A 12,016-nucleotide genomic window follows, 5' to 3' on the forward strand; every position below is an offset into this window, starting at 1 on the left:
GATTGGAGTGCAAGGTGTGAAACTCCGGAGGGAGGTAGCGGTAGGTTGAGACCCCGCAACGAAGTGAGGAGGCTCAAGCACCGCCCCTCGGAAAGCGAACACCTGGAACGGAAATTTACAGGAGTTAATCAGACTATAAATACATATAAATGGAGAGGTGCACTATGTTTCGAATTGGACAAGGTTTTGACGTACATCAGTTTGCAGAAGGCAGACCACTAATAATCGGAGGCATCACCATCCCTTACGAAAAAGGACTACTCGGACACTCTGATGCCGACGTACTTTTACATACAATCTCTGACGCTTGCTTAGGCGCAATTGGAGAAGGGGATATCGGGAAACACTTCCCGGACACAGACCCAGCATTTAAAAATGCAGATTCCGCTGTTTTAATGGAACAAGTATGGGCAATAGTAAAAGAAAAAGGCTATACACTGGGGAACGTGGACTGTACCATCATTGCACAAAAACCAAAAATGGCTCCCCATATCGAACCGATGCGTAAAAGAATTGCCGAATTGCTAGAAGCGGACGTGGAACAGGTCAATGTAAAAGCCACCACCACCGAAAAACTCGGCTTCACCGGCAGAGAAGAAGGAATAGCCGCCCAAGCAGCCGTCCTATTACTAAAGAAATAGCTTTTGCCAACGGGATCTTTAGCTGGTGATTGGAGCAAATGGCGTAGACTCCAGCGGGAAAGTAGCGACAATGTTGAGACCCCGCAACGAAGTGAGGAGGCTCAAGGTCGCCCGCGGAAAGCGAAGCCATTTGCGGAAATCAACAGCGGCGTTATAAGAAAGCTATAGAAAGAAATAGATACGAATCCAACATTTTTATGTTAAAATAATGCTTAGTTTTAAAAACCGTCAGCGCCCGAAAGCCGACGGAAAATGGAGGTAACAAAACATGACAGTTCGTGTACGATATGCCCCAAGTCCAACAGGGCACTTACATATAGGAAATGCCAGAACCGCACTATTCAACTACCTGTTTGCACGCAGCCAAAACGGGAAATTCATTATCCGCATCGAAGATACAGACAAAAAGCGCAATATCGCAGGCGGAGAAGAAAGCCAGCTGAAATATTTGAAGTGGCTTGGCATGGACTGGGATGAAAGCGTCGATGTAGGTGGCGAATATGGTCCATACCGCCAATCAGATCGTAATGATATCTACACAAAATACTATAATGAGCTTTTGGAAAAAGGGCTTGCCTATAAATGTTATTGCACGGAAGAGGAACTGGAAGCGGAGCGCGAGGAACAGATTGCCCGTGGAGAGAACCCTAATTACTCCGGCAAGCACAGCAACTTAACCGAAGAAGAACAAAAAGCCTTTAAAGCAGAAGGAAGAGAACCAAGCATTCGCTTCCGCGTACCGAAAGGAAAAGAAATTAAGTTTCATGACATGGTAAAAGGAGACGTATCCTTTGAATCCGACGGCATTGGTGACTTTGTTATCGTGAAAAAGGACGGAACACCTACTTACAATTTCGCAGTGGCAGTTGATGATTACCTTATGCAGATTTCCCACGTCCTTCGTGGAGATGATCATATTTCGAACACGCCAAAACAAATCATGATCTTTGAAGCATTAGGCTGGGATGTTCCTGTGTTCGGTCACATGACATTGATTGTAAACGAAAGCCGCAAGAAATTAAGTAAACGTGATGAGTCCATCATCCAGTTTATTGAGCAATATGAGGAGCTTGGCTATCTGCCTGAAGCTTTGTTCAACTTTATTGCCTTACTTGGCTGGTCTCCAGTCGGCGAAGAAGAAGTCTTCTCCAAGGAGCAATTTATTGAAATCTTTGATACAGCACGTTTATCCAAATCACCAGCTGTATTTGATACAAACAAATTAACATGGATGAACAACCAATACATCAAAACAATGGACCTGGATCGACTTGTTGACATCTCCTTGCCGCACCTAGTAAAAGCAGGTCGTCTGGAAGAGTCGATGACAGAAGATCAGAAGGCTTGGGCAAAAGAACTTATCGGGCTTTACCAAGAGCAGATGAGCTTCGGAGCGGAAATTGTGGAGCTGACAGAAATGTTCTTCCAAACGCATATTGAATACGATGAAGAAGCAAAAGCTGTCCTGGCTGAAGAACAAGTACCGGAAGTAATGGTTGCCTTCCATAAGGAATTGGAAGAGATGGAGGACTTCTCTGTAGACAACATCAAAGCTGCAACGAAAGCTGTTCAAAAAGCAACTGGTCATAAAGGGAAAAAGCTGTTCATGCCAATCCGCGTGGCAACAACTGGCCAAACACACGGTCGTGACCTGCCGCAAACGATTCACCTATTAGGAAAAAAAACAGTTTTAGCGAGGTTGTCGAAGCTAATCGGTTAACATTTTCCGTAAAACATAATATGATAGAACTAACATATTTTTAAACGAGAAAACCATGATTGAATGTTGAAGAGGAGAGTAGAAAAGGTACATCCTTTCCAGAGAGAATCGCCATGGCTGCAAGCGATTCATGTGATGACTTTTTTGAAATGCACCTCCGAGTCTGTTGCTAAAAGGCCTTAAAGCCGAGTAAGTTACAGCGGCCACCTCCCGTTACGAGGCTTAAGTGGGGATAAGGGTCCTTATATAAGCACACCCATATCCAAACAGAGTGGAACCGCGCCATAAGCGTCTCTGTGTCAATGACACGGAGGCGTTTTTATTTTTGAAGAAATATTCATTGGAAAAAAGAAAGGAGGTTCACTCCATGTTTCGCAAACTAAAGGAAGACATTGAAGTGGTATTTGAACAAGATCCCGCTGCAAGAAATTATTTCGAAGTAATCCTAACCTACTCGGGTCTCCATGCCGTATGGGCCCACCGGATTGCGCACGCTTTTTTTAAACGGAAAATGTTCTTCATCGCAAGAGTCATCTCCCAAGTGAGCCGGTTTTTCACCGGAATAGAAATCCACCCAGGTGCCAAAATCGGCCGCAGATTTTTTATTGACCACGGAATGGGAGTTGTCATAGGAGAAACATGTGAAATTGGGAATAATGTTACTGTCTTCCAAGGAGTAACCCTCGGCGGTACCGGAAAAGAAAAAGGAAAACGCCACCCAACCATTCAAGACAACGCATTGATTGCAACGGGCGCCAAAGTATTGGGTTCCATCACAATCGGTGAAAACTCTAAAGTTGGAGCGGGATCTGTAGTCTTAAAAGATGTACCTGCCAACTCCACTGTTGTCGGCATTCCGGGGAAGATCGTCATTCAGGATGGAGTGAAGGTGAAAAGGGATTTAAATCATCACGAAATGCCAGATCCGACAGGTGACAGGTTTGTGGAATTGGAAAAACAAATTGCCCGCCTGCAAAATGAACTGCTACTTTTAAAAGAGAGGAAGAAAATAGATGACCATTCATCTTTTTAATACACTAACACGTCAAAAGGAAAAGTTCGTCCCGCTTGAAGAGGGCAAGGTCAAGATGTATGTGTGCGGACCGACCGTATATAACTACATCCATATCGGGAATGCAAGGCCGCCAATCGTGTTTGATACGGTTAGAAGATACTTAGAATACCGCGGCTACGAAGTGAACTATGTTTCTAACTTTACAGATGTGGACGACAAGCTGATCAAGGCTGCCAAGGAATTAGGAGAAGATGTACCGACCATTGCAGAACGGTTTATAGCGGCGTACCACGAAGACGTCTCTGCACTGGGTTGCAAACAAGCAACTGTTCACCCAAGAGTGACAGAAAGCATGGACATTATCATTGAATTTATTGAAGCATTGATTGAAAAAGGTTATGCCTATGAGTCCGGTGGAGATGTATATTACAGAACTCGCGAGTTTAAAGAGTATGGAAAGCTTTCACATCAACCGATTGAGGACCTTCAGCTTGGAACGCGTATTGAAGTGGGAGATAAGAAACAAGATGCGCTCGATTTTGTGCTTTGGAAAGCGGCAAAAGAGGGAGAAATCCATTGGGAAAGCCCATGGGGTAAAGGCAGACCTGGGTGGCATATCGAGTGCTCGGCAATGGCACGCAAATACCTAGGGGACACGATTGATATCCACGCAGGCGGCCAGGACTTGTCCTTCCCGCATCATGAAAATGAAATCGCCCAATCCGAGGCGCTGACAGGCAAGACATTTGCTAAGTATTGGCTGCATAATGGGTATATTAATATCGATAACGAAAAGATGTCCAAATCACTCGGTAACTTTGTGTTGGTTCATGACATTATCAAAAAGCATGATCCGCAATTGTTGCGTTTCTTTATGCTTTCCGTCCATTACCGTCATCCAATCAACTATAACGAGGAGCTGCTTCAAAGCACGAAAAACGGCCTTGAACGTATCCGAACCGCTTACGAAAACTTAAAGCACCGTTTGGACAATACAGCAGACCTTGCGACAGATGATGCCGAATGGCTACAAAAGGTAGAAGCGTTTAAAAATGAATTCATCAAAGTGATGGATGATGATTTTAATACAGCCAATGCTATTTCCGTACTGTTTGATATGGCGAAACAAGCCAACACTTACTTGAACGGGAAAAACACTTCTGAAAAAGTGCTACAGGCATTTACTTCTCAATTTGAAGAACTATTTTCCGTTATCGGTGTGTCCCTGACCGCAGAGGAAGAACTATTGGATGAGGAAATCGAAAGCTTGATCCAGCAGCGCATTGATGCAAGGAAAAACCGTGACTTTGCAAGAGCGGATGAGATTCGTGAAGAATTGAAAGCGAAAAATATCATCCTCGAAGATACTGCACAAGGCACACGATGGAAAAGAGGATAATAGCTGCAATGAGCAATACACAAGTAGATGCAAAGCAATTAAACAGTCTGGCGCTTGCCTATATGGGGGACGCGGTGTATGAAGGATACATCCGCCACCACCTTTTAAAATCCGGGAAGATTCGTCCAAATCAGTTGCATCGGGCCGCAACAAACTATGTGTCTGCGAAATCGCAGGCACATCTGCTTCATCAGCTGATGGATCGTGAATTTTTTTCCGAAGAAGAACAAGGTGTCATCAGACGGGGACGAAATGCGAAGTCCGGTTCGGTACCGAAAAATACGGATGTGCAGACATACCGTTACTCTACCGCATTTGAAGCGCTGATCGGCTATCATTATTTAAGTGAAGACATAGACCGCATGGAAGAAATCGTGTTTACCTGCATAGAACTGGTAGACAGCAAGAGAGGTGAATAGAGATGACAAAAGAATTCATTATGGGAAGAAACCCGGTGCTAGAGGCGCTTAAATCAAATAGAGAAATTAACAAGTTATGGATAGCAGAAGGTGGTCAAAAAGGCTCTATCCAACAGGTAATCGCTATGGCGAAGGAAGCGAATGTCCTCGTACAATTCGTGCCCCGCAAAAAGATTGACCAGATGGTCGAAGGAAATCATCAAGGAGTCGTCGCTTCTGTCGCTGCCTATGACTATGCAGAGCTTGATGATCTGTATAAAGCTGCAGAACAGCGAAACGAAGATCCATTCTTTCTCATTTTAGATGAAATAGAAGATCCGCATAACTTAGGTTCGATCATGCGTACAGCAGATGCAGTAGGGGCACATGGCATCATCATTCCTAAGCGCAGAGCGGTAGGCTTGACTGCAACGGTAGCAAAATCCTCCACAGGTGCCATTGAGCATATCCCGGTCGTGCGAGTGACCAATCTTGCCAGAACGGTGGACGAGCTGAAAGAGCGAGGACTTTGGATCTTCGGAACAGACGCAAAAGGAACCGTTGATTATACGAAAATGGATGGCTCCTTGCCGCTCGGGCTTATTATCGGCAGTGAAGGAAAAGGAATGGCCAGACTTTTAAAAGAAAAATGTGATTTCCTTGTCTCTTTACCGATGGTGGGAAAAGTTACGTCACTAAATGCATCTGTAGCAGCAAGTCTATTAATGTATGAGGTTTTCCGCAAAAGATTGTCGGCAGGAGAGTAAAGGAGAATGGATATTCTACTGGTAGATGGATATAACATTATCGGTGCGTGGCCGGAGCTGAGGGTCCTGAAAGATCAGGATCTGGCAATGGCCCGTGATATCCTTATTTCTAGAATGGCAGAGTACCAGGCGTATACAGGTTACAAGGTGATTATTGTCTTTGACGCGCATATGTCACAGGGAATAGAGACAAAGTACAAAAATCATCGCGTGGAAGTCATCTATACTCGTGAAAACGAAACAGCCGATGAACGAATCGAGAAACTTGCCATCAGCTTAAGTGACATTCGCACACAAATCCATGTGGCCACTTCTGACTTTACAGAACAATGGGCCATTTTCGGTCAAGGTGCATTGCGGAAATCAGCCCGTGAACTTCTGAACGAGTCAGACGCTATTGAAGCAAGAATAAAAAAACGCGTAACAAAATTTACCAACGAAAAGCCGTCAAAACGCATTGAACTCGACAATGAAATTTCAGCAATTTTCGAAAAATGGCGCCGAGGACAGCGATGAGTGGTTGACGGTCAATTTATGACTACTGTATAATATTTCTATCTACTGATTCAGTCGGAGGGATAGGTGTGATTGTGAGCGATCCAAGAAATGCTAACAGGATATTAGAGCTTATGGAAGACGAACAGATGGTAGAACTTGTGCATTTAGGTGATAGTGAAGCGCTGGATTATTTAATCAACAAGTATAAAAACTTCGTTCGCGCGAAGGCTAGATCCTATTTTCTAATTGGTGCAGATCGCGAAGATATCGTGCAAGAAGGGATGATAGGTCTATACAAGGCAATCCGTGACTTTAAAGAGGACAAGTTGACTTCTTTCAAGGCATTTGCCGAACTTTGTATCACAAGACAGATCATTACTGCGATTAAAACTGCCACTAGACAGAAGCATATTCCATTGAATTCGTACGTTTCCTTGGACAAGCCTATCTATGATGAGGAATCAGATCGTACATTAATGGATGTCATTTCAGGGGCAAAGGTAATGGACCCTGAAGAATTAATTATAAATCAAGAGGAATTTGATGATATAGAGGTTAAGATGGGGGAGTTGCTTAGCGACCTTGAGAGAAAGGTTCTTGCTCTTTACCTGGACGGACGTTCCTATCAAGAAATTTCAGAAGATTTAAACCGGCATGTGAAATCCATCGATAACGCATTGCAAAGGGTAAAACGCAAGTTAGAAAGATACTTGGAGCTGAGGGAGATTACCTTATAAGCAGTTCATTCTCTTATGTTTAGGTAAGATGGTTGCGCCTTCAAATCACATTGACTAATTATTACGCCTATGTTACATTTTTAGGGACATCTATGTTTTGGTGGTGTAACACATGCAAAGTAAGGTAGCACTTGCTTGCGCGACGTGTTCTTCCCGTAACTATTCAACAGTTAAAGGAAAGTCACAGAGTGCAGAGCGATTAGAGATAAAGAAGTTTTGTAAGGTTTGTAATGCTCACACCGTTCATCGGGAGACAAAATAGATCACTATCTGGGGTTGGAGGTTACATGGATGGGACGTTTGACTAATTTTTTTCGTGATGTAGCTCGCGAAATGAAAAAAGTAAGCTGGCCAAAACGCCAGGAACTTACTCGCTATACAATTACAGTAGTAACAACAGTATTGTTTGTAGCAGTGTTTTTCTGGGTTATTGACTTAGGTATTTCCGAGTTAATCCGTGCTTTGATTAACTAATAACTTAAGAGCAGACAATAATTTTTTCCTTATTCCTTTTGCTCTTGAATAAGTAATGTTATATCATGGTATAATGTAAATAATACTTTCTGACAAAAAGCCCGTTCAACGGGTTTTTTCATTTGGGAAAAAACACCACGGTGTTTTAATAGTTTTACTGATTATAAAGTTACAAAAAGGGAGGGACGGACACAAGTCCTAAACAATGGAGAAAAACTGGTACGTTGTTCATACTTATTCCGGATACGAGAATAAAGTAAAAGCGAACTTAGAAAAACGAGTAGAATCAATGGGGATGCAAGACAAGATCTTCCGTGTCGTAGTTCCTGAAGAAGAAGAAACAGACATCAAAAACGGCAAAAAGAAAGTAACAAAGAAAAAAGTATTCCCAGGATACGTCCTAGTAGAAATCGTCATGACAGACGACTCCTGGTACGTTGTGCGTAACACACCTGGAGTAACAGGTTTCGTAGGATCAAGCGGCTCCGGCTCCAAACCAACCCCTCTATTGGATGATGAAATTGCATTTATCCTGAAGAGAATGGGCATGATGGAGAAGCAAGTAGAAGTAGACTTCGATCTGAAAGAATCCGTAAAAGTAACAGAAGGACCTTTTGCAAACTTCACTGGACACATCGTAGAGATGGACAAAGACAAGCATAAAGTGAAAGTTCTTGTAAATATGTTCGGCCGTGAAACCCCTGTGGAGCTTGACTTTACGCAGATTGAAAAATTATAATGTAAAAAAACTTGAAATAGTTTCGTAAAAATGATATTATTTCAAAGGTCAGTATGTCTCTGAAATAGAGGCTATTAATAAAAAAATATTCTTTATTAAATATATAAAGAATGAGTTGAGTGGGAGGGAGAAATCCCAGATACCACATCACGGACTTAAGGAGGTGTGTCTCGTGGCTAAAAAAGTAATTAAAATGGTAAAGCTACAAATTCCGGCAGCGAAAGCTAACCCAGCACCACCAGTTGGACCAGCACTAGGTCAAGCAGGTGTTAACATCATGGGTTTCTGTAAAGAGTTTAACGCTCGTACAGCAGATCAAGCTGGATTGATTATCCCTGTTGAAATCACGGTTTTTGAAGACCGTTCATTTACATTTATTACGAAAACTCCACCTGCTGCAGTTTTACTTAAAAAAGCAGCTGGTATTGAGTCTGGTTCTGGTGAACCAAACCGTAATAAAGTTGCAACAGTTAAGCGTGATAAAGTACGCGAAATTGCGGAGACGAAAATGCCAGATCTAAACGCTGCAAGCGTAGAAGCTGCAATGCGCATGGTTGAAGGTACTGCTCGTAGCATGGGTATCGTCATCGAAGACTAATCCATTGCTTTTGATTTAACTGCTGTTCAGGGTTGCGGATTTTGGTTTACGGCCAATCCGCAACCTTTATTCGTGGGAGGTTATTCCGCTAAAACCACATAAGGAGGACGTTTAAAATGGCTAAAAGAGGTAAAAAGTACATCGAAGCTGCGAAACTTGTAGACCGTCAAACGGCTTACTCTGTTAACGAAGCTATCGAGTTAGTAAAGAAAACAAACACTGCGAAGTTCGACGCTACTGTGGAAGTTGCATTCCGTCTTGGAGTTGACCCTCGTAAAAATGACCAACAGATCCGTGGAGCAGTAGTGCTTCCTCATGGAACTGGTAAAACTCAAAAAGTCCTAGTTTTCGCTAAAGGCGAAAAAGCGAAAGAAGCAGAAGCTGCTGGAGCTGACTATGTTGGGGATGCTGACATGATCGCGAAAATCAACCAAGGTTGGTTCGATTTCGACGTAATCGTTGCTACACCAGACATGATGGGTGAAGTTGGTAAACTAGGACGCGTATTAGGACCTAAAGGCCTAATGCCAAACCCTAAAACTGGTACAGTTACATTTGATGTAACGAAAGCTGTTAACGAGATCAAAGCTGGTAAAGTTGAATACCGCCTTGATAAATCCGGAAACATCCACGTACCAGTAGGTAAAATCTCTTTCGAAGATGCGAAGCTTGTTGAAAACTTCACAACTATCTATGAGACTTTACTAAAAGCTAAACCGGCTGCTGCAAAAGGTACATTCATGAAGAACGTTGCCGTTACTTCTACAATGGGCCCTGGAGTAAAAGTTGACACTTCTACTTTCGTAGCTACCAAAAACTAACATATTGACACAAGATAACTAGACGGTTATAATAATCGTTGTGTTTATAAAATGATATTGTTTGTACCGTAGACAGTAGGTGCCGCAAGGCTTAATTTCCTACCGAGGTGTGAATTTTTACGATTTAAAGCCTTGTGCTTTTAACGATAAAACTTCTGCCTCCACCTGCGTGGAGGCATTCTTTATGTACACCGGTCGGTATAAGTGGTAACCAACTTTTTAGGAGGTGTAACGATGAGCAAAGCAGTTGAAGTAAAAAAACAAGCTGTTGGAGAAATCGCTGACAAGTTTAAAGGTTCTGTATCTACTATCGTAGTTGACTACCGTGGACTTAACGTTTCGGAAGTAACAGAACTTCGTAAACAACTTCGTGAAGCAGGTGTTGAGTTCAAGGTTTACAAAAACTCTTTAACTCGCCGTGCGGCTGAAGCAGCAGACATCAACGGACTTAATGACGCATTAACAGGACCTAACGCTATCGCATTCTCTACTGAAGATGTAGTAGCTCCTGCTAAGATCCTTAATGACTTCGCGAAAAAACACGAAGCATTAGAAATCAAAGCTGGTGTAATCGAAGGAAATGTTGCAACGGTTGAAGAAGTGAAAGCTCTTGCTGAACTTCCATCCCGCGAAGGTCTTCTTTCCATGTTGCTTAGCGTCCTTCAAGCTCCAATCCGCAACTTGGCTCTTGTTACGAAAGCAGTTGCAGATCAAAAAGAAGAGCAAGGCGCTTAATTTCAATCTAGCAAGTTAAGTAAGAAAAACAAAAAAACTTATAATATCTAAGGAGGAAATTAACAATGACACACGAACAAATCATTGAAGCGGTTAAAAATATGACTGTTTTAGAATTAAACGACCTAGTAAAAGCAATCGAAGAAGAATTTGGTGTAACTGCTGCTGCTCCTGTAGCTGCTGCTGGTGTAGCTACTGAAGCTGCTGCTGAGCAAACTGAATTCGACGTAATCCTAGCTAACGCTGGCGGACAAAAAATCAAGGTTATCAAAGTAGTACGTGAAATCACTGGCCTTGGTCTTAAAGAAGCTAAAGAAGTTGTAGACAACGCTCCTAAAGCTCTTAAAGAAGGTATTGCTAAAGAAGAAGCTGAAGAAATCAAAGCTAAACTTGAAGAAGTTGGAGCTTCTGTAGAAGTTAAGTAATTACAGGCTCTTAAAAAGGAAAGCTCGCTACGTGTTAGCGGGCTTTTTTTAAACGGTGCCACAACTTGATGTAAGGATCGTTTGGTTACTGTCTTTTTCAAGGGTGCTAATATATGAAGTTGATTTGTTGAAAAGCTAGTGTTAGCTTTTCAGATAAGGAGACTAAATATGACGAATCATTATTATACAAACAAGCCATCTGTGGAAAGCAACCGTCAACAATGGAAATTTGATTTAAAAGGTAACAACTTTTCTTTCATAACGGATAGCGGTGTTTTTTCAAAAAAAGAAGTGGACTTTGGATCAAGAGTGCTGATAGAGGCTTTTGAAGAACCGGAAGTGGAAGGTCGCATTCTGGATGTTGGCTGTGGATATGGTCCGATTGGATTGTCTCTTGCTAAATTTTATCCACATCGTCACGTGGACATGATTGATGTCAATGAAAGAGCTGTTGAGCTTGCCAAAGAAAACGGTTCTATTAACAAAGTGGAGAATATCACTGTTTTCACCAGTGATATCTATGAAAATGTCACTTCCACCGATTATGCGGCAATACTTTCTAATCCGCCGATACGCGCTGGCAAAAAAGTTGTTCATGAAATTTTAGAAAAGGCATGGACGCATTTGGCGCCAAAAGGTGAACTGTGGATTGTGATCCAAAAGAAACAGGGAGCTCCTTCTGCAATGGAGAAATTGGAATCATTGTTTGAGGAAGTGGAAGTTGTGACAAAGAAAAAAGGCTACTCCATCATCAAATCAAAAAAGGGTTGACTTGGTTTTTTTGTTATGGTAGCATTGTTTAATGCCAATATGTATTTTTCTGAGCGCTAATATTTTTATGTATTTTGCATGTATAAAATTAGTATGCTTGGAAAAGATAGTAAAATCAATAGAGCGATTGTAAAAACGTGGTTTTCTGTATTGAAACCATTTTTTATTTTTAACTTGGATTCATTTTTCAGTATTGTTTCCATGTTGAATGTTTTTTTATGTTTGGCTTTGAGTGGTTTATATTTTTTAAACTACTATTAATAACGCTTGATACGAGG

The 12,016-nt window shown here is 42.1% G+C and carries 16 protein-coding genes and 2 other annotated features; all 16 genes read left to right on the forward strand.

Going from position 1 to position 12,016, the window contains the following annotated elements:
* The first annotated feature begins 164 nt into the window (after nt 1–164).
* A complete protein-coding gene (ispF, locus tag K7887_RS00595; RefSeq protein WP_223491765.1) occupies nt 165–641 on the forward strand; it encodes a 2-C-methyl-D-erythritol 2,4-cyclodiphosphate synthase in 477 nt (158 codons plus the stop codon).
* A gap of 268 nt (nt 642–909) precedes the next feature.
* A complete protein-coding gene (gene gltX, locus K7887_RS00600; RefSeq protein WP_223491766.1) occupies nt 910–2,361 on the forward strand; it encodes a glutamate--tRNA ligase in 1,452 nt (483 codons plus the stop codon).
* 57 nt (nt 2,362–2,418) lie between these two features.
* Nucleotides 2,419–2,660, forward strand: a binding site (T-box leader).
* Nucleotides 2,661–2,701: 41 nt separating this feature from the next.
* Nucleotides 2,702–3,394 carry a serine O-acetyltransferase gene (cysE, locus tag K7887_RS00605; RefSeq protein WP_263290347.1) on the forward strand — a complete coding sequence of 231 codons (693 nt, stop codon included), beginning with the start codon at nt 2,702–2,704 and terminating at the stop codon, nt 3,392–3,394.
* Nucleotides 3,375–4,775 (forward strand): cysteine--tRNA ligase, encoded by a 1,401-nt coding sequence (cysS, locus tag K7887_RS00610; RefSeq protein WP_223491768.1) that lies wholly within the window; start codon nt 3,375–3,377, stop codon nt 4,773–4,775. The genes cysE and cysS overlap by 20 nt, the downstream gene beginning before the upstream one ends.
* 8 nt (nt 4,776–4,783) lie before the next feature.
* Nucleotides 4,784–5,194: a Mini-ribonuclease 3 gene (locus K7887_RS00615; protein ID WP_223491769.1), complete on the forward strand. Its 411-nt coding sequence runs from the start codon at nt 4,784–4,786 to the stop codon at nt 5,192–5,194.
* A gap of 2 nt (nt 5,195–5,196) precedes the next feature.
* Nucleotides 5,197–5,940: a 23S rRNA (guanosine(2251)-2'-O)-methyltransferase RlmB gene (gene rlmB / locus K7887_RS00620; protein WP_223491770.1), complete on the forward strand. Its 744-nt coding sequence runs from the start codon at nt 5,197–5,199 to the stop codon at nt 5,938–5,940.
* 6 nt (nt 5,941–5,946) lie between these two features.
* Nucleotides 5,947–6,456: an NYN domain-containing protein gene (locus K7887_RS00625; RefSeq protein WP_010191462.1), complete on the forward strand. Its 510-nt coding sequence runs from the start codon at nt 5,947–5,949 to the stop codon at nt 6,454–6,456.
* A gap of 68 nt (nt 6,457–6,524) precedes the next feature.
* Nucleotides 6,525–7,175, forward strand: a complete 651-nt coding sequence (sigH, locus tag K7887_RS00630; protein ID WP_010191463.1) for an RNA polymerase sporulation sigma factor SigH — start codon at nt 6,525–6,527, stop codon at nt 7,173–7,175.
* 112 nt (nt 7,176–7,287) lie between these two features.
* The gene (rpmG, locus tag K7887_RS00635; RefSeq protein WP_010191464.1) at nt 7,288–7,437 is read left to right on the forward strand and encodes a 50S ribosomal protein L33; all 150 of its coding nucleotides are present in this window, start codon (nt 7,288–7,290) and stop codon (nt 7,435–7,437) included.
* Between the two features lie 29 nt (nt 7,438–7,466).
* Nucleotides 7,467–7,649, forward strand: a complete 183-nt coding sequence (gene secE, locus K7887_RS00640) for a preprotein translocase subunit SecE (RefSeq protein ID WP_010191465.1) — start codon at nt 7,467–7,469, stop codon at nt 7,647–7,649.
* 205 nt (nt 7,650–7,854) lie between these two features.
* On the forward strand, nt 7,855–8,388 hold the full coding sequence (gene nusG, locus K7887_RS00645) for a transcription termination/antitermination protein NusG (RefSeq protein WP_010191466.1): 534 nt from the start codon (nt 7,855–7,857) through the stop codon (nt 8,386–8,388).
* A 172-nt stretch (nt 8,389–8,560) separates the two neighbouring features.
* A complete protein-coding gene (gene rplK, locus K7887_RS00650) occupies nt 8,561–8,986 on the forward strand; it encodes a 50S ribosomal protein L11 (protein ID WP_148990097.1) in 426 nt (141 codons plus the stop codon).
* A gap of 116 nt (nt 8,987–9,102) precedes the next feature.
* Nucleotides 9,103–9,807 carry a 50S ribosomal protein L1 gene (gene rplA / locus K7887_RS00655; protein WP_010191468.1) on the forward strand — a complete coding sequence of 235 codons (705 nt, stop codon included), beginning with the start codon at nt 9,103–9,105 and terminating at the stop codon, nt 9,805–9,807.
* A gap of 48 nt (nt 9,808–9,855) precedes the next feature.
* Nucleotides 9,856–10,001, forward strand: a sequence feature (ribosomal protein L10 leader region).
* A gap of 40 nt (nt 10,002–10,041) precedes the next feature.
* Nucleotides 10,042–10,542: a 50S ribosomal protein L10 gene (gene rplJ, locus K7887_RS00660; RefSeq protein WP_169289716.1), complete on the forward strand. Its 501-nt coding sequence runs from the start codon at nt 10,042–10,044 to the stop codon at nt 10,540–10,542.
* Nucleotides 10,543–10,607: 65 nt separating this feature from the next.
* On the forward strand, nt 10,608–10,967 hold the full coding sequence (rplL, locus tag K7887_RS00665) for a 50S ribosomal protein L7/L12 (protein ID WP_223491771.1): 360 nt from the start codon (nt 10,608–10,610) through the stop codon (nt 10,965–10,967).
* Nucleotides 10,968–11,135: 168 nt separating this feature from the next.
* Complete coding sequence (locus K7887_RS00670; protein WP_148967033.1) at nt 11,136–11,738, forward strand: class I SAM-dependent methyltransferase; 603 nt, start codon at nt 11,136–11,138, stop codon at nt 11,736–11,738.
* The last annotated feature ends 278 nt before the right edge of the window (nt 11,739–12,016 follow it).

It is taken from the genome of Sutcliffiella horikoshii, assembly GCF_019931755.1.
GTDB classification, from domain to species: domain Bacteria; phylum Bacillota; class Bacilli; order Bacillales; family Bacillaceae_I; genus Sutcliffiella_A; species Sutcliffiella_A horikoshii_E.

Bases quoted from the DNA above. Each gene is read 5' to 3' on its own strand.
- ispF (WP_223491765.1), top strand. From the start codon at position 165: ATGTTTCGAATTGGACAAGGTTTTGACGTACATCAGTTTGCAGAAGGC.
- gltX (WP_223491766.1), top strand. From the start codon at position 910: ATGACAGTTCGTGTACGATATGCCCCAAGTCCAACAGGGCACTTACAT.
- cysS (WP_223491768.1), top strand. From the start codon at position 3,375: ATGACCATTCATCTTTTTAATACACTAACACGTCAAAAGGAAAAGTTC.
- K7887_RS00615 (WP_223491769.1), top strand. From the start codon at position 4,784: ATGAGCAATACACAAGTAGATGCAAAGCAATTAAACAGTCTGGCGCTT.
- rlmB (WP_223491770.1), top strand. From the start codon at position 5,197: ATGACAAAAGAATTCATTATGGGAAGAAACCCGGTGCTAGAGGCGCTT.
- K7887_RS00625 (WP_010191462.1), top strand. From the start codon at position 5,947: ATGGATATTCTACTGGTAGATGGATATAACATTATCGGTGCGTGGCCG.
- rpmG (WP_010191464.1), top strand. From the start codon at position 7,288: ATGCAAAGTAAGGTAGCACTTGCTTGCGCGACGTGTTCTTCCCGTAAC.
- secE (WP_010191465.1), top strand. From the start codon at position 7,467: ATGGGACGTTTGACTAATTTTTTTCGTGATGTAGCTCGCGAAATGAAA.
- nusG (WP_010191466.1), top strand. From the start codon at position 7,855: ATGGAGAAAAACTGGTACGTTGTTCATACTTATTCCGGATACGAGAAT.
- rplA (WP_010191468.1), top strand. From the start codon at position 9,103: ATGGCTAAAAGAGGTAAAAAGTACATCGAAGCTGCGAAACTTGTAGAC.
- rplJ (WP_169289716.1), top strand. From the start codon at position 10,042: ATGAGCAAAGCAGTTGAAGTAAAAAAACAAGCTGTTGGAGAAATCGCT.
- rplL (WP_223491771.1), top strand. From the start codon at position 10,608: ATGACACACGAACAAATCATTGAAGCGGTTAAAAATATGACTGTTTTA.
- K7887_RS00670 (WP_148967033.1), top strand. From the start codon at position 11,136: ATGACGAATCATTATTATACAAACAAGCCATCTGTGGAAAGCAACCGT.